At 46.4% G+C, this 16,419-nt stretch carries 18 protein-coding genes and 1 pseudogene; 2 read left to right on the top strand and 17 right to left on the bottom strand.

The features are described from left to right. From ACVC7T_RS07440 to ACVC7T_RS07365, 16 genes and pseudogenes are all read right to left on the bottom strand, one after another. On the bottom strand, positions 1-633 hold the full coding sequence (locus tag ACVC7T_RS07440) for a hypothetical protein (RefSeq protein ID WP_170238701.1): 633 nt from the start codon (positions 631-633) through the stop codon (positions 1-3). Beyond that, positions 626-991, bottom strand: a pseudogene (locus ACVC7T_RS07435) (GNAT family N-acetyltransferase). The gene ACVC7T_RS07440 and the pseudogene ACVC7T_RS07435 overlap by 8 nt, the downstream one beginning before the upstream one ends. Before the next feature lie 64 nt (positions 992-1,055). Beyond that, entirely contained in the window at positions 1,056-1,829 is a 774-nt protein-coding gene (locus ACVC7T_RS07430) for an acetyl-CoA carboxylase carboxyl transferase subunit alpha (RefSeq protein WP_105122941.1), read from the bottom strand. After that, positions 1,826-2,692 carry an acetyl-CoA carboxylase, carboxyltransferase subunit beta gene (accD, locus tag ACVC7T_RS07425; protein ID WP_105122940.1) on the bottom strand — a complete coding sequence of 289 codons (867 nt, stop codon included), beginning with the start codon at positions 2,690-2,692 and terminating at the stop codon, positions 1,826-1,828. The genes ACVC7T_RS07430 and accD overlap by 4 nt, the downstream gene beginning before the upstream one ends. A gap of 14 nt (positions 2,693-2,706) precedes the next feature. Beyond that, positions 2,707-4,080, bottom strand: a complete 1,374-nt coding sequence (locus tag ACVC7T_RS07420; RefSeq protein ID WP_447262726.1) for an acetyl-CoA carboxylase biotin carboxylase subunit — start codon at positions 4,078-4,080, stop codon at positions 2,707-2,709. 240 nt (positions 4,081-4,320) lie between these two features. Continuing rightward, positions 4,321-4,743 carry a 3-hydroxyacyl-ACP dehydratase FabZ gene (gene fabZ / locus ACVC7T_RS07415; RefSeq protein WP_447262725.1) on the bottom strand — a complete coding sequence of 141 codons (423 nt, stop codon included), beginning with the start codon at positions 4,741-4,743 and terminating at the stop codon, positions 4,321-4,323. Continuing rightward, positions 4,740-5,216 carry an acetyl-CoA carboxylase biotin carboxyl carrier protein gene (gene accB, locus ACVC7T_RS07410; protein ID WP_105122938.1) on the bottom strand — a complete coding sequence of 159 codons (477 nt, stop codon included), beginning with the start codon at positions 5,214-5,216 and terminating at the stop codon, positions 4,740-4,742. Before accB ends, fabZ begins: the two co-directional genes overlap by 4 nt. Next, entirely contained in the window at positions 5,217-6,452 is a 1,236-nt protein-coding gene (fabF, locus tag ACVC7T_RS07405; protein WP_105111574.1) for a beta-ketoacyl-ACP synthase II, read from the bottom strand. 13 nt (positions 6,453-6,465) lie between these two features. After that, positions 6,466-7,200: a 3-oxoacyl-[acyl-carrier-protein] reductase gene (gene fabG / locus ACVC7T_RS07400; protein WP_394731663.1), complete on the bottom strand. Its 735-nt coding sequence runs from the start codon at positions 7,198-7,200 to the stop codon at positions 6,466-6,468. 9 nt (positions 7,201-7,209) lie between these two features. Then, positions 7,210-8,130: an ACP S-malonyltransferase gene (gene fabD, locus ACVC7T_RS07395; RefSeq protein WP_447262724.1), complete on the bottom strand. Its 921-nt coding sequence runs from the start codon at positions 8,128-8,130 to the stop codon at positions 7,210-7,212. Between the two features lies 1 nt (position 8,131). Beyond that, the gene (gene fabK, locus ACVC7T_RS07390; protein WP_172053297.1) at positions 8,132-9,097 is read right to left on the bottom strand and encodes an enoyl-[acyl-carrier-protein] reductase FabK; all 966 of its coding nucleotides are present in this window, start codon (positions 9,095-9,097) and stop codon (positions 8,132-8,134) included. Positions 9,098-9,262: 165 nt separating this feature from the next. Further along, positions 9,263-9,487 (bottom strand): acyl carrier protein, encoded by a 225-nt coding sequence (locus ACVC7T_RS07385; RefSeq protein ID WP_105111570.1) that lies wholly within the window; start codon positions 9,485-9,487, stop codon positions 9,263-9,265. 57 nt (positions 9,488-9,544) lie between these two features. Beyond that, complete coding sequence (locus ACVC7T_RS07380) at positions 9,545-10,522, bottom strand: beta-ketoacyl-ACP synthase III (RefSeq protein WP_447262723.1); 978 nt, start codon at positions 10,520-10,522, stop codon at positions 9,545-9,547. Continuing rightward, positions 10,519-10,953, bottom strand: a complete 435-nt coding sequence (gene fabT, locus ACVC7T_RS07375; protein ID WP_105160817.1) for a fatty acid biosynthesis transcriptional regulator FabT — start codon at positions 10,951-10,953, stop codon at positions 10,519-10,521. The genes ACVC7T_RS07380 and fabT overlap by 4 nt, the downstream gene beginning before the upstream one ends. 240 nt (positions 10,954-11,193) lie before the next feature. After that, complete coding sequence (locus tag ACVC7T_RS07370) at positions 11,194-11,985, bottom strand: enoyl-CoA hydratase (RefSeq protein ID WP_447262722.1); 792 nt, start codon at positions 11,983-11,985, stop codon at positions 11,194-11,196. Positions 11,986-12,134: 149 nt separating this feature from the next. Continuing rightward, on the bottom strand, positions 12,135-12,779 hold the full coding sequence (locus ACVC7T_RS07365) for an HAD family hydrolase (protein WP_394733610.1): 645 nt from the start codon (positions 12,777-12,779) through the stop codon (positions 12,135-12,137). A 145-nt stretch (positions 12,780-12,924) separates the two neighbouring features. Here ACVC7T_RS07365 and ACVC7T_RS07360 point away from each other — a divergent pair, with 145 nt between their 5' ends. Then, the gene (locus ACVC7T_RS07360; protein WP_172009884.1) at positions 12,925-14,280 is read left to right on the top strand and encodes an aspartate kinase; all 1,356 of its coding nucleotides are present in this window, start codon (positions 12,925-12,927) and stop codon (positions 14,278-14,280) included. A 147-nt stretch (positions 14,281-14,427) separates the two neighbouring features. Here the strand turns inward: ACVC7T_RS07360 and ACVC7T_RS07355 are convergent, their stop codons facing one another. Beyond that, positions 14,428-15,642 (bottom strand): pyridoxal phosphate-dependent aminotransferase, encoded by a 1,215-nt coding sequence (locus ACVC7T_RS07355; protein ID WP_105122930.1) that lies wholly within the window; start codon positions 15,640-15,642, stop codon positions 14,428-14,430. Positions 15,643-15,953: 311 nt separating this feature from the next. Here ACVC7T_RS07355 and ACVC7T_RS07350 point away from each other — a divergent pair, with 311 nt between their 5' ends. Further along, complete coding sequence (locus tag ACVC7T_RS07350; protein WP_257104870.1) at positions 15,954-16,406, top strand: universal stress protein; 453 nt, start codon at positions 15,954-15,956, stop codon at positions 16,404-16,406. The last annotated feature ends 13 nt before the right edge of the window (positions 16,407-16,419 follow it).

Here is a 16,419-nt window from a genome sequence, read left to right as displayed (position 1 = left end):
TTATCCAGCGGGGTGTGTCATCTTCAAGTAGGGTTCTAGTAGAGAAAAACCCTGAATCAAGCGTTCCAGCAGTTCCTCCTCGGAGGCAACGGTTCTAAACGGTACATCATACTTGACCAATACTTTACGAATCCGTCCTGCTTCAACGGCTTGTAATAGGCTCTGTCTATTCTCCTCCGTTCCATCCAGGCGATAAAATACCTGTCCCTCTTGCACCCAATAATAAAGCGGTGCCGCAATCGAGCAGTTCAGAACGCGATTTTGCTGAAGCAGAGAGGTCTCCACTTTCTTTCGCTCAATAAAACTGACTTCTACTGAAATCCCTGCCTCAACTCCCTTACCATACAGACGAATAGCTAGAGCTGAGTCCGTTAGACTGGCAGAGGGCAAACGGTAATAGGTCCAAAAATGTGGTCTGCAAATTTGGGCTTGATTCATCCATTGACTGACCCTCTCAGGCACAAAGGGACTGACGTGCTCAGCTAAGACTAAACTTAATGTCTGAAACTCCTTGCGTGCTGCCTGTGCTACATTTCTTAAGGCTATCATATCGCCTGCCAAAGCTCCTGCTTTTTCAGGCTTGCAATAATGAACCCCTTGATAATCCAGGTATCTGCGACACTGTTCAAGCATCTGAATCTCCTTTCCACTTCTCCATATAGACCATGTCCATACCTTCCTGTTCAGGCTCTGTTTTGATGGCCTTGTGACCATAGCCTTTTCCTCTGTGGACTGGATTAATGCCGATCAGACCTAGCCAGCCCTGTTCAGCGTCTTCAGCGACCGTTGTCCGTACTAAGCCGACTGTATGCTCTTCCTCGATAATCTTGTAGTAGGTGCAATTTGGTCGTGCAATGCGTGATTGGAAGTAGTCCATGGTTTCAATGGCAAGGTTGTACTGGTCCTGATAGGTTTCTTAGAGGGCTGAAAAGGCTCGGTGCTGAATGGGTAGCAATTCTACTGCGTTTGATAAATCTGCTTTTACCAGCATGGAAAACCTCCTGGAAACTGTTTTATCCATTGTATCAAATCTAGCAAAAAAATACTAGGTCTTCCTAGTATTTTCTAAAGCGTTGATAGCGGTTTTCAAGTAGTTGGTCAAGTGGCAAGGCTTGTAAGGAAGCCAACTGGCTGACTAGGTTTTCCTTGATGTCAGCCAAGACTTTCTTGGTCGCTCTGCCATTTTCCAAAATAACTTTATCGACCACTTGGAGCTTCTCCAACTCATATGACGTGATCTTCATGAGTTCTGCCGCCTCCATGGCCCGACTGCCGTCTTTCCAGAGGATAGACGCGAACCCTTCAGGGCTGAGGACGGCGTACATGGAGTTTTCCAGCATCCAGACCTGGTCTGCGACTGCCAGGGCAAGTGCTCCACCAGAGCCCCCCTCTCCGATGATAATAGCGATAATGGGCACCTTGAGGTCGCTCATCTCCATGAGGTTGCGGGCAATGGCCTCACCCTGTCCTCGCTCCTCAGCACCGACACCGGGATAGGCTCCAGCGGTATTGATAAAGGTGACAACTGGACGACCAAACTTCTCCGCCTGCTTCATGAGACGAAGGGCTTTGCGGTAGCCTTCTGGGTGGGGCTGACCGAAGTTGCGTTTGAGGTTGTCCTGGAGGTTCTTCCCTTTTTGGATACCGATAACTGTCACTGGCTGACCTGCTAGAAAGCCGATGCCACCCACTACAGCACCGTCATCACGGAAATTGCGATCGCCATGCAATTCGATAAAATCATCAAAGAGCTGTGTGGCATAGTCCAAGGTCGTCAGGCGAGCCTGGTCACGTGCCAAACGGATCATACGTGCTACATCACTGGTCATCTGACACCTCCATGCATTCTCAACAAGCGACTAATGGTCGCTGGCAAGTCCTGGCGTTTGACAATAGCATCGACAAAGCCGTGTTCTTGTAAAAATTCAGCCTTCTGGAAATTATCTGGTAGATTTTCACGTACAGTTGACTCAATCACCCGTCGGCCTGCAAAGCCAACCAAAGTCTGTGGCTCAGCCAGGATAATATCGCCTTCCATAGCAAAACTAGCCGTCACACCTCCTGTTGTCGGGTCTGTCAAGACCGTCAGGTAAAAGAGGCCAGCGTTAGAATGGCGTTTTACAGCTGCCGAAATCTTAGCCATTTGCATCAGGCTCATGATGCCTTCCTGCATACGAGCACCACCAGATGCGGTAAAGAGGACGACTGGCAGTTTCTCTTCAGTAGCCAACTCAAAGAGGCGGGTAATTTTCTCACCAACTACCGTTCCCATAGAGGCCATGATAAAATGCGAATCCATGATGCCAAGGGCAACTGGCTGTCCGCCGATTATAGCCTTGCCTGTCAAAACAGCTTCATCCAAGCCTGTTTTTTGACGGGTGGCTGCCAGTTTTTCGAGATAATTTGGAAAGTCCAAGGGATTTTTGGTTTCAATCCCTGTAAACAATTCCTCAAACGAGCCGTCATCGACTGTCAAATCCAGGCGTTCCTGGGCTGTAATCCGAAAATTATAGGAACAGTGTTGACAGGTTTTCTCTAATCCCAAATCCTTCTTGTAGAGGATGACCTTACAAGCTGGACATTTGGAAAAGAGTTCATCTGGCACCTCTGGCTTTGCTTGAGGTGCTGACTCTATCCGCGAACGATTGGGATTGATGCGGATATATTTGTCCTTTTTGCGAAACAAAGCCATAGCATTCTCCTAGTTTACTTTTTTAATTCTTCCTGATAGCGGGGTAAAAATTCTTCCATGAGATAGGCAGTATCGTAGTCACCTGCCACCACTCGCTTGTCGGAAATCAAGTCCAGCTGGAAGTCTGTATTGGTCACCACTCCATCAATTTCCAATTCGTAGAGGGCTCGCTGCATCTTCATCAGGGCTTCAAAACGATTTTCCCCATGCACGATGACCTTGGCAATCATGGAATCATAGTAAGGCGGAATGGTATAGCCTGGGTAAACAGCTGAGTCTACACGCAGACCGACTCCTCCGCTTGGCAGGTAGAGATTGGAAATCTTACCTGGACTTGGAGCAAAGTTAAAGGCTGGATTTTCAGCATTGATGCGGCATTCAATAGCATGACCTGTAATCTTCACATCTTCTTGGCAGACACTGAGTTCCTGCCCAGCCGCGATCTTGATTTGCTCCTTGACAATATCCACACCGGTAACAAATTCGGTAACAGGATGTTCTACCTGCACCCGTGTATTCATTTCCATGAAGTAAAATTCACCCTTGACTTCATCCAAGAGAAACTCAATGGTTCCTGCATTTTCATAGCCAACTGATTGGGCTGCACGAACTGCAGCTTGACCGATACGGTCCCGCATGGTCTGACCAATGGCGATGGATGGTGCCTCTTCTAAGACCTTCTGGTTGTTGCGTTGAAGGGAACAATCCCGTTCTCCCAGATGAATAACATGGCCGTGTTGGTCCGCTAAAATCTGCACCTCGATATGCCGGGCTGGATAGACAACACGCTCCATATACATAGCTCCGTTGCCAAAAGCTGCCTTGGCTTCGCTGGAAGCTGATTCGAAGGCTGGTACTAGGTCTTCGGCTTTTTCAACCTTACGAATCCCCTTGCCACCACCACCTGCCGATGCCTTGAGCATGACAGGGTAGCCAATCTTCTCAGCGATCTCAAGAGCTTCTTGGCTGGTCAAAACTTCTCCGTCTGACCCAGGAATGACAGGTACTTGGGCCTTCATCATCTCTGCCCGTGCATTTATTTTATCGCCCATGGTATCCATGACTGTCCCAGAAGGGCCGATAAATTTGATACCGACCTCTTCACAGAGGGTGGCGAATTTAGAGTTTTCACTCAAAAATCCAAAGCCAGGATGAATGGCCTGGGCACCTGTCACAACAGCCGCCGAGATGACCGCCTGCATATTGAGATAGGAGTCTGTCGAACGGGCCGGGCCGATACAGACAGCCTCATCTGCCAACATGGTGTGGAGAGCTTCCTTGTCCGCTTCTGAATAGACAGCCACCGTCGCAATTCCTAGCTCTCTGGCCGCACGAATGATCCGCACCGCAATCTCACCACGATTGGCAATCAAAATCTTATCAAACATGATGAATCCTATCTCCTTTTTAACATAGAATAATTGTTATAACAATCTCAAGGTGAGAATATTAAATAATGGTTTTCAATAGCAGTTCTTCATTTTACTTTTAGTGCTTGCTCCAAAGGTTTGGGAAAGCTTTGGAGGTTGGAAATTAGACGAATAAAATTCGTATCAATAATTGTAGACAGTACTTGGGTACGGCAAAACGAGTTAACGACGCAATAAAAGATAAAATGGAGAACTGATTTAGTTTCCAATAGCAAAAGTCAACACCCCCGACGCAGCCAGTTTTCCGTCCACCTCTGCCTTTGCTTCAACAACCGCAATGGTTCCACGGCGTTTGACAAATTTAGCTGTCATGATCAACTGGTCACCAGGTACAACTTTCTTCTTAAATTTAACCTTATCCATGCCGGCATAAAAGACCAGCTTACCCTTGTTTTCTTCCTTGGACAATTCCAAGACACCTGCGGTTTGAGCCAAAGCCTCCATGATGAGAACTCCTGGCATAACAGGATAGTCTGGAAAATGCCCGTTGAAGAAGGGCTCGTTAATGGTCACATTTTTAAGGGCGACAATCTCATCTTCTGATACTTCAAGGACACGATCGACCAGGAGCATAGGGTAGCGATGAGGAAGAGCCTCTTTAATTTTCAAAATATCAATCATTTGATGCGTACCAATCCTTGTCCAAATTCTACAACATCCTGGTTGGCCACCAAAATCTCTGTGACCACACCATCACGATCAGCAGGCACTTCATTCATGACCTTCATGGCTTCGATAATCATGAGGGTCTGCCCCTTTTTGACCGTATCACCAACTGCTACAAAGGCTGGCTTGTCTGGGGCTGGTGACAAATAGGCCACACCAACAAGTGGACTTTCCACTACCGCCCCCTCTGCCGCAAGGGCTGAGCTGGCTTCTACTGGAGCTGGCTCACTGGTTTCAACTGCTGGCACAGGGGCTGGGCTTGCAGGAGCTACTGGAGCAAGCGGAGCTTCTACGATTGGACTTGGAGCCACTGTCGCCTGCTGGTTTTTACTGAAATGCAAGGTTTCCCCAGCATTGCTATATGAAAATTCTCGCAAACTTGACTGGTCAAACTGACTCATCAGGTCCTTAATTTCTGTAATATTCACTTAGGCCTCCCAACGTTTGAAAGCAATGACTGAATTATGCCCACCAAAGCCAAATGTATTTGAAATGGCATGGCGGATTTCCATGTCACGACCTTGACCGTAGATGACATCTGCCTCGATGTAATCAGACAACTCCGTCGTACCCGCTGTCTTAGGCGCATGAGAATGACGCATCGCCTCAATGACAGCTGCCGCCTCAACGGCACCCGCTGCACCCAACAAGTGACCAGTGAAGGACTTGGTAGAAGAAACTGGCGTGTTCTTGCCGAAGACAGATACGATAGCTTGGCTTTCTCCTTTTTCATTAGCCGGTGTCGAAGTTCCATGGGCATTGATGTAGTCAATATCAGCTGGCTCCAAACCTGCTTCTGAAATGGCCAACTTCATAGCCTTAATAGCACCCAAACCTTCTGGGTGTGGAGAGGTCATGTGGTGGGCATCGCAGGTATTTCCATAGCCGACGATTTCAGCCAAGATGGTTGCCCCACGTGCTTCTGCGTGTTCCAAACTTTCCAAGACCAAGACCGCAGCCCCTTCTCCCATTACAAAACCATTGCGATCCTTGTCAAAAGGAATGGAGGCACGACTTGGATCCTCAGTCGTCGACATAGCTGTCAAAGCCTGGAATCCACCGATTGCAAAAGGTGTAATAGCCGCTTCTGAACCACCTGCCAACATAACATCTTGGAAGCCAAACTTGATTTCACGGAAGGCTTCACCCAAGGCATCGTTTGACGAAGCACAGGCTGTGATGACACACTTGCAGACACCATTAGCACCGACCTGCATAGCAATATTTCCAGCCGCCATGTTTGGCAAAGCCTTCGGAAGTGCCATAGGACGAATCCGTTTTGGGCCTTTTTCGTTCATACGAGCAACCTGCTCTTCGATTTCCAAAATCCCACCGATACCAGTTGACAAGATAACACCGAAACGGTCGCTGTCAACCGCTTCTGTATCAAGATTGGCATTAGCTACTGCCTCTTGAGCCGCATAAAGAGCATAGAGGGAGTAGTTGTCGTAGCGGTTGGTATCTTTTTTAACAAAGTATTTGTCAAAAGGAAAATCCTTGATTTCCGCTGCATTATGGACAGTATACTGGCTAGTGTCAAACTTGGTAATCTTTCCGATTCCAATCTTGCCATTGACCAAGCTATCCCAGAATTCTTCTGGCGTATTTCCAATTGGAGATGTCAGACCGTAGCCTGTCACTACTACACGATTTAATTTTGTCATTTTCAAACCTCTCTTATTGCATGGTCAAACCGCCGTCAATGGCGATGACCTGACCTGTCAGATACTCTTGCTTGGCCAAGAACACAGCTACATCCGCTACTTCTTCCGTCAGTCCAAAGCGTTTCATAGGAATTTGTCCCAACATAGCTTCTTTAATCTTATCAGACAGGACATCTGTCATATCGGACTGGATAAAGCCTGGTGCGATGGCATTGACACGGACATTGCGACTAGCGGCTTCACGGGCAATGGATTTTGTAAAGCCGATAACACCTGCCTTAGAAGCAGCATAGTTGGCCTGACCAGCATTCCCTGTCAAACCGACCACACTAGAAAGGTTGATAATAGCCCCTTCACGTGCCTTGGTCATCGGTTTCAAAACAGCCTGGGTCATATTAAAGGTCCCTGTTAGATTGATACTCAAAACGCTCTCGAAATCCTCTTCCGTCATTCGCAATGCCATACCGTCTTTTGTAATCCCTGCATTGTTGACCAAGATATCAACACTTCCGAGAGCCTCAACTGCCTCAGCTACCATCCGTTTGGCATCTGCCGAACTGGAAATATCACCTGAAATCGGCACAACTTTAACACCGTAGCTTGAAAAGCTATCCAGCAAGTCCTGCCCCAGCTGACCACGACCATTTAGCACCACATTGGCACCAAGGCTAGCAAACTTATGGGCAATGGCCAAGCCGATTCCACGACTTGAACCTGTCACAAACACATTTTTATTGGTAAGTTCCATGTTTTCTCCTTATTGGCTAGTCAACAAGCCTTCTAGACTTGCCACATCTTCTACTGTCACCACCTCGGCTGTCTTATCAATTTTCTTGATAAAGCCTGCTAAGACCTTACCTGGACCAATTTCGATAAACTTGGTCACACCAGCCGCCTGCATGGTTGCAATGGACTCGTAAAAACGGACAGGCTCCATAACCTGACGGGTCAAGAGGGACTTGATGTCCTCTTTTCTCATGACCTTGGCTTCCGTATTGCCAACTAATTCTACTTGGAAGTCTGCAAACTCTACCTCTTCCAGAGCTTGAGCCAATTGCTCCGAAGCTGGACACAAGAGAGCTGTGTGGAAAGGCCCCGACACGTTGAGGGGAATCATGCGTTTGACACCCGCCGCCTTCAAGGCTTCCACCGCCTCATCCACAGCTGCCACCTCGCCTCCGATGACGATTTGGGCGGGTGTATTATAGTTGGCTGGGGAAACAATCCCAGAGGTAACTGACGAACAGACTTCTTCGATCAAGCTGACATCTGCATTGAGGACAGCGACCATCTTACCAGTCCCTGCTGGTGCGGCCGTTTCCATAAACTCCCCTCGTTTGGCAATCAAGGCAACGGCTTCTTCAAAGGCCAGAGCACCAGAAGCAACCAAAGCGGCATATTCTCCCAAGGACAAACCAGCCACCATGTCAGGTTTAATCCCTTTTTCTGCCAATAAACGATAAATGGCAAGGGAGGTTGTCAAAATCGCAGGCTGGGTATAGCGGGTCTGGTTGAGCTTGTCTTCCTGATGGTCAATCAAGTCCCGCACATCATAGCCCAGAATTTGACTAGCCTGGTCGTAAGTTTCCTTGACAATGGGATAGGTATCATAGAGGTCACGGGCCATACCAAGTGTCTGAGCCCCTTGACCTGCAAATAGAAAGGCTGTTTTTGTCATCTTATTCTCCAACGGAAGCCCAGCGATTTGCCTCTTCACGAATCACCTTGGCAGCTCCAAAATATAAATCTTTCAAAATTTCTTCACAAGTTTCTTCCTTGGTCACCAAACCAGCAATCTGACCTGCCATGACCGAACCATTGACCACATCACCATCTACAACGGCATTTCGAAGGGCACCTGCACCTAATTCCTCAATGGATTCTGCAGAAATTTTCCCAGCAAGGAAGTCTTTTTCCGCAGCCGCATAGGCTGTCGAAAGCTTGTTCTTAATCGCACGCACCGAGTGACCTACAACGGATGCCGATACTGTTGTGTCAATATCCTTAGCCTTGAGAACCTTTTCCTTGTAGGCTGGATGAGCATTTGACTCCTTGGCAACAACAAAACGTGTTCCCACCTGAATTGCTTCTGCTCCCAACATGAAGGCAGCTGCAGCACCTGCACCATCTGCAATACCACCTGCAGCAATCACAGGAATGGATACGGCATCCACAACCTGACGAACCAAGGTCATGGTTGTCAATTTACCGATGTGACCACCTGCTTCCATCCCTTCAGCGATGACGGCATCCACTCCTAATTTTTCCATGCGTTTAGCCAAAGCGACACTTGGAACCACTGGAATAACCGTAATACCAGCTGCGTGCAAGCGTTCCATGTATTTTCCAGGGTTGCCCGCACCCGTTGTCACCACCTTGACACCTTCTTCGATAACTAGGTCAACAATGTCATCTGCAAACGGCGATAGGAGCATGATATTGACACCGAAAGGCTTGTCTGTGATGGACTTGACTTTATCAATATTTGCCTTGACAACTTCCTTGGGAGCATTACCCCCACCAATGATGCCTAAACCACCAGCATTTGAAACCGCACCAGCCAAGTCACCGTCAGCCACCCAGGCCATACCACCTTGGAAAATCGGATAATCAATGTTCAATAATTCTGTAATCTTTGTTTTCATAGTTCCCTCAATCTTTATTTGCTTAGCTAATCATTTGAACATCAAACAATTAGCTAAACAAGAGAGGGCAAAGCCCTCACTTGAAAATTAGTTTGACACTTCAATGTTTTGATTATCAAAGTATTGACTCTAAGAAAAATGCTTATCGCATCTTTCTAACAACATTTATTTTGTTTTTTCTTCAACGTACGCAACCAAATCAGCTACTGTTGTCAATCCTTCTTCTGTATCGATTTGGATGTCAAACGCATCTTCGATTTCAGAGATAACTTGGAAAAGATCCAATGAATCTGCGTCCAAATCTTCAAATGTTGTTGTAAGGGTTACTTCTTCAGCGTCCTTACCCAATTCTTCAACGATGATTTCTTGTACTTTTTCAAATACTGCCATGATAGTGCTCCTTTTTATATAAAAATATTTTTAATCTTGCCAGAGGCAAGGAATTAACTAAAGTTTAAGTAGTAGCGTTCCCCAAGTCAGACCGCCACCAAATCCTGCCAATACAACCGTTTGGCTACCGTCCAAGCGCAGACTACCTGCCTCGACACATTCTGATAAGAGAATAGGGATACTAGCCGCACTGGTATTGCCATAGTGCATCATATTGGCTGGAAATTTCTCAATGCCAAGACCCAGCTTTCGTGCCATCTTGTCCAAAATCCGACTATTTGCCTGATGAAGCAGGAAGTAATCCACCTCATCACCAGTCAAACCTTGACCTTCTAGCAACTCTGCGATGGTCTTGGTCACATCGCGAACAGCAAACTCGAAAATCGCTCTGCCGTCCATCTGCAAATAAGGCTGGTTGCCTCCCTCTTTCGAAAAGGGAGAATGCAGACCTGTCTGACCAGAAGTTAAACTAAGGCCACGACTGCCATCTGTTCGGTTGATTTCCGCTAGAAAATGCTGCTCAGGACTAGCTTCAAGCAAAACCCCACCAGCACCATCTCCAAACAAGACTGCCGTTCCACGATCTGTCCAGTCAACCGTCTTGGACAAGACCTCTGCTCCAATCACAATTCCCTTTTGGTAAATCCCAGAGGAAATCAGTTTGTCTGCGGTGGATAGGGCGAAAACGAAGCCCGAACATGCTGCGACTAGGTCATAGGCAAATGCCTTCTTAGCACCGACTGCCGCCTGAACCCGAGCTGCCGTTGACGGCATAGCCGAATCCGGTGTAATGGTTGCGACGATGATAAAGTCTATCTCATCAGCAGTTACACCTGACTTGTCTAGCAGGTCTTGGGCAACCCGACTGGCCAAGTCACTGGTGTCCTCATCCAGAGAAATGCGTCTTTGACAAATACCTGTCCGTGAGGAAATCCAATCATCACTGGTGTCCATAATCTGTGCTAAATCATCATTGCTCACGATCTGCTTCGGAACATAGTGGGCAACCTGACTGATTTTAGTGAAGGTTCTCATTTCAGATCCTCCAAGAAATTATAGAGTTTGTAGAGCCCTTTTTTCATCACTTGATATTCTGCCTCGTCCATCCCGTCTGTAATCTGCTTGACCATTTCATTGTGGAACCGTTGGTGCAAACGATAGACCAGCCGACCTTTCTTGGTCAGAAAGAGATGAACAACTCGTCTATCCTTAGTAGAGCGGACACGTTCGATATAGCCCTTGCGCTCCAAGTTGTTGAGACTGGTTGTCACCGTTCCAAGCGTGACCATCAAAGCCCGAGCGATATCGCTCGGTGTCGCTCCCTTTTTGTCACCAATCTCATCGATGGTGTGCATTTCCTTAATGGAAATGTCATTGAAACGACTCTTACGAAGGCTGTTTTCCTGAATGACCAGGACATTGTTAAAAATTGCCGTTAGATATTCATTGATTTTTGGATCTTCCAAAACAGGCCTCCTTAACTTTGATAGTCAAAGTATAGAGCAAAAAACTTTGATTGTCAAATATTTTTCGTTATTTTGTTTTTCTTTTATTGTTTCGACGACCGAGGAAACTTCGTTTCTGAATTTCGAACCTCAAACAATTAATATTATTTGAGCTCACCTCGCCTAACTTCAGTTACGCCTTTGACTCGTTACCTAGTACTAAAAGAAAACAAATAGACGTATTCGGTAATAAATTTTAGCTCATTGACCGGTAAATACTGGTCTTCGGCGTTCGGCATGGGCTCGGACACCTTCCTTGAAATCTTCCTTGAAGGCCAATTCCTCCTGCAACTGCAATTCTAACTTGCGATAGGTTTCCCAGTCCTTGAACTGACTTTCCCAGACCAGCTGCTTGATGGCGGCGTAAGAGTTAACAGAGCCTCGTAACAGTTTTTTGATAACCTGTTGTACAGTCTTTTCCAACTTTTCTGGCTCGACCAATTTGTATACAATGCCGTATTCCAAGGCTTTCTCAGCGGTCAATCCTTCTCCTGTCATGGCCAAGTGACTGGCACGATTGGCTCCAATGGCACGACTGAGCAGGAAGATTCCTCCAGCGTCTGGGGCCAAACCAACACCCACAAAGGCTTGGATGAATTTTGTTTTTGTCGAAGAAATCACAAAATCAGCTGCCACTGCCACATTGGCCGCCGCACCAGCGACAGCTCCATCGGTCACCATGATGACAATCTTTGGCAATTTCTTGATAGCGAATGAGATATCATTGACCAGCTCTGCTATTTTTACAAGAGAAGGAATATCATCCTCATCCACTGCCCGCTTCATCTCGACCAAGTCGCCACCGACCGAGAAAACAGAGCCCTGGGCCTGAATTTGTAGGATTTTCACAGTAGCATCTCGATCAACTGCGTCAATCGCTGCCAAAATTTCCTCACACATGGGAATGTTAAAGCCATTGGCCACATCTGGACGATTGAGGGTCAGAAGTGCTATTCCGTCCCGAACATCATAGGTAATTGTTTGATAGGTCATCGCCTGCTCCACTTCATTTGAAGATGAAATAGTTTGAAAAGCAAACCACATCTTTCTTGTTATCCATTCTAGCACAGAAAATCATTTTGTCACGTCCTTACCAGAAAAGAAGTGTGACATCGGAAAAAGGCTGGCTCTCGCCAACCCTCTTACATCTTGTACAATTCTCTCAATCCTTGGCTCAAATTGTCCACCAAGCGATCTGCTTGACTCTGGTCAATGCCATAATGCTGGTCTCGGATGGCCCAGACCGTCAAGCCTGCTGCTTTTGCTGCCGCGATGCCTTTTGCGCTGTCTTCAAAGACCACAATCTCTGATTTGTCCACCCCAGTCGCCTGGGCTGCGAGATTGTAGACATCCGGAGCTGGCTTGGGCGCTCCGCATTCCATGGCTGAAAAGACCTGTTTAAAATAAGGTCTAATTCCAGCTTCTTCCAAGGCACGTTCGATTTCTTCCCTGTCCGTATTGGAGGCCAATACCAGAGGCAAGCTCTTGTCTGTCAAAGCCTGCAAGACTTGTTTGACATCAGGAAAAAGCCGCTGACCATAGGGTGTCGGCCGGTTTTCCTTATATATACGGTACTCCTTTTCCAAGGCAGGCACATCCCACTTGTCAAAGTCATTCGCCAAAATCCAACGCCACATTTGACTGGCCCTGCCACCCACAAAAATACTTGGGTCCAGGTGATCAACCGACAGTCCCTTGGTCGCTAAAAAATCGATGCGTCTCTGGAAATAAAAGGTCTCTGTATCAAACAGGACTCCATCCATATCAAAAATAATTGCTTTTGCCATGCTTTCTCCTCTTTCCTCCAGTTTACCACAATTCCCAGAAAGTTTCATAAATGTAATTTTCAATAAATTCTGAAAATTTCCCAGAAAATACTGACAAAGCCCCCATCTTCTGCTATAATAGTAAAAAATATCTGAGGAGATTCTTATGAAAGTAACCAAATTTGGAGGTAGCTCGCTCGCGTCTGCCAGCCAATTAGAAAAAGTATTTAGCATCGTTCAATCGGACCCTGAGCGCCGTTTTGTTGTCGTATCAGCACCAGGTAAACGCAATGCCGAAGATACGAAAGTGACAGACGCTCTGATTAAATACTACAAGGAATATACAAGCGGCAAGGATGTGACAGCCAGCCAAGAATGGATTATCAATCGTTACCAGGCTATGGTTGACGAGCTTGGTTTTATAGCTAAAAGCATGGCGAAGATTGCTGACAGCATCAAGGCTCTGGCGACCCTGCCGATTGAAAATAATGAATTTCTTTACGACGCATTCCTAGCGGCCGGCGAGGACAACAATGCCAAGCTGATTGCAGAATATTTTACCCAAAAAGGACTGCCTGCCCGCTATGTCCACCCTAAGAAAGCTGGTATCATTGTCAGCTCAGAACCTGGAAATGCCCGTATCCTACCGTCTAGCTATGATAAGATTGAAGAATTGCGCGATGCGGATGAGGTCTTGATTATCCCTGGCTTTTTCGGTGTGACCATCGACAATCAAATCTGTACCTTCTCCCGTGGTGGTTCGGACATTACAGGCTCTATCGTAGCGGCCGGTGTCAAAGCCGACCTCTACGAGAACTTTACCGATGTTGACGGCATTTTTGCTGCCCATCCTGGTATCATCAAAAATCCACATTCTATCAAGGAATTAACTTACCGTGAGATGCGTGAATTGGCCTATGCAGGTTTCTCCGTCCTTCATGACGAAGCCCTCCTACCTGCCTACCGTGGACGTATTCCTTTGGTTATCAAAAACACGAATAACCCTAGCCACCCAGGCACCCAAATCGTCCTGGAGCATACTGACCAGACCCTGCCTGTTGTCGGAATTGCAGCAGATGATGATTTCACAAGTATCAACATTTCCAAGTACCTGATGAACCGTGAAGTTGGTTTTGGTCGCAAGGTCCTACAAATTTTAGAAGACTTGAATATTCGTTTCGAGCACATGCCGACTGGTATCGACGACCTGTCCATCGTACTCCGTGGCCGCGAATTGACCCCTATCAAGGAAGCTGAAATCCTTCGCCAGCTCAAAACGCAGCTGGAGGTTGATAAGGCTGAAATCGAGCGTGGCCTATCCACCATCATGATTGTTGGTGAGAACATGAAGAGCCATGTCGGTGTAACAGCCACAGCAACGACTGCCCTATCTAACCAGAATGTCAACCTGGCCATGATTTCACAAGGTGCCAGCGAAGTTTCTGTCATGTTTGTTGTCAAAACAGAACAAAAAGAGCAGGCCCTACAGGCACTTTACACAGCATTTTTTGAGGGTAAATAAGAATTTTTTCAGTTCCATACTGGACATACAAATGAAACAGATAGTGTATGAATCAAATTTATTTTAGTCACCGCAAGGATTCTACCTAATCCCTCTCACATCATCCCACAAAAATAAGCTCTCACCTAAACGGTTTGAGCTTATTTTTTATCTACGATATTGGGCCAAGAAGCGGGTCATTTTTTCTTGGATTTCTGCTAGTTCGTCTACACGTGGAAGGTAGACAATACGGAAGTGGTCTGGATCCTTCCAGTTAAATCCACGACCATGGACCAAGAGAACCTTTTCTTGCTTGAGGAAGTCCAACACAAACTGCTCGTCATCATCAATCCGGTACATTTCACGATCAATTTTCGGGAAGATATAGAGGCCTGCCTTAGGCTTGATAGCTGAAAGCCCTGGAATATCTTGGATAGCCTTGGTGATGAATTCTCTCTGCTCATAAAGTCGGCCACCAGGTATCAACAATTCATCGACTGATTGGTAGCCTCCAAGCGAAGTTTGGACAACTTGCTGAGCCAGGACATTGGAACAGAGCCGCATGTTGGACAACATATTGAGCCCCTCGATATAGCCTTTCACATGCTTTTTAGGACCTGATAGGACCATCCAGCCCACACGGAAGCCACAGATACGATGGGATTTGGACAGACCATTCATAGTCACGACAAAAACATCTGGGGCCAATGAAGCAATTGGGATATGGACTGCGCCGTCAAAAACCATGCGGTCATAGATTTCATCCGAGAAAATGATGAGCTCATGCTGGCGGGCAATCTCTACAATCTCCAACAATAATTCTTTAGGATAAAGAGCACCTGTTGGGTTATTGGGGTTAATCAGGACAATCGCCTTGGTGCGGCTGGTGATTTTTGAACGAATATCATCCAAATCTGGATACCAATCTGCCCCCTCGTCACAGAGATAATGGACCGCATCGCCACCTGCCAGGCTAACTGCCGCTGTCCAAAGTGGATAGTCGGGCATTGGCACCAGGACCTGGTCTCCATTGTCTAGCAAGCCCTGCATAGACATGGTAATCAGTTCACTAACTCCATTTCCGATGTAAATGTCATCGATGTCAACATTTGGAAACTTCTTGACCTGGCAATACTGCATGATGGCCTTACGGGCAGAAAAAATCCCCTTACTGTCGGAATAGCCTTCTGATTTACGGGCATTGTGAATCAAGTCGTGAATAACCTCATCTGGCGCCGTAAAACCAAATTCAGCTGGATTTCCTGTGTTCAAGCGGAGAATCTTCTCACCATTTGCCCGCATGCGCATAGCTTCCTCCAAGACTGGACCACGGATATCGTATGCAACATGTTCGAGCTTTGTTGACTTTTCAAATTGTCTCATAACTATACCTCCTCAACTTTCTTGAGTCTATGAATACTACTATCATAATGGAATTTGGTCATTTTAGCAATCATTTTCATAGTAAATCTATCACTAAATGTTATAAATCGCAGGAAATGTAGGGAAATGATACTACTAGAATGACATGAACACTCTATCTGTCTCTGGACACTGCAATCTGACTATCATTACGGTTGCTTATATTATTTTTCTCCATCTATCAATAAATACTTTACATTTTTTGCAAAATACCTTATAATATAAATGTATAATATTCCCTTACAAAAATTGTCTAAAAGGAGGTAAGGATCATGTCACAAACCTATCAATCTATTTTAGTTGCTGTTGATGGTTCAACAAATGCCGAAGTTGCTTTGCAAAAAGCCATTCAAGTTGCTAAGCGCAATCAGGCAAAAATGACCATTGCCCATGTCATCGACACCAGAGCCCTACATAATGTCGTAGCTTTTGACGCATCCATCTACGAATCTCTTGAAAAAGAGGCCGAAACTCTTTTAGGAAATTATAAAAAGTGGGCTACCGATGCAGGCTTGACAGACATTGCCACTATCGTTGAGTTTGGCAATCCCAAGACCTTACTCTCCACAAACATTCCACAAGAGGCTGGTGCCGATTTGATGCTACTGGGAGCGACTGGTCTCAACACCTTCGAGCGACTGCTCATCGGCTCTTCTTCTGAATACATCATGCGCCACACAGACATTGACATCTTGATTGTGCGCAATCCAGAAAAAAGTCTATAAACATCTAGATAAA

The sequence above is a fragment of the Streptococcus sp. P25B114 genome (assembly GCF_053010325.1).
This window is presented reverse-complemented; position numbering and strand designations above follow the sequence as displayed.